The 441-nt window shown below is 52.6% G+C and carries 1 protein-coding gene; it reads left to right on the top strand.

All coding sequences use genetic code 11. From position 1 onward, the window contains the following. On the top strand, positions 1 to 441 hold a 441-nt coding region (locus KNQ03_RS16925), incomplete at both ends, for an IS3 family transposase (protein ID WP_214725650.1).

Raw genomic sequence — 441 nt, 5'->3', positions numbered from 1 at the left:
ACCTATCTCCCCATCGCCTCCGGCGAGAACGTCTATCTGTCTTGTGTGAAGGACGTCGCCACACGCGAGATCGTGGCATACAAACTATCCACGGATCTTCGTATGGACCTCGTCTTTCAGACGATGAAAAAGCTCGAAGAGCATCTCCAGGGGAATCGACATCCCGAGGCGATGATTCATTCGGACCAAGGCTTCCACTACACCCATCCGGGCTACCAGCGACTCATTGGCGACCTCGGATTAGTTCAGTCCATGTCCCGTCGGGGCAACTGTCTCGACAACGCACCGATCGAATCGTTCTTTGGTCATCTAAAGGACTATGTCGCCAACCGTTCGTGCGAGTCAATCGAGGAGGTCCGAGAGATGGTCGGGGACTACATCAGCTATTACAACTACGAACGCGGTCAATGGAACCTAAAAAAGATGACCCCGAAACAATAT

Source organism: Exiguobacterium sp. s143 (assembly GCF_018618895.1).
Lineage (GTDB): Bacteria > Bacillota > Bacilli > Exiguobacteriales > Exiguobacteriaceae > Exiguobacterium_A > Exiguobacterium_A abrahamii.
Note: the sequence above shows the minus strand (reverse complement) of the source record. Positions and strands in the feature narration are given on the sequence as shown.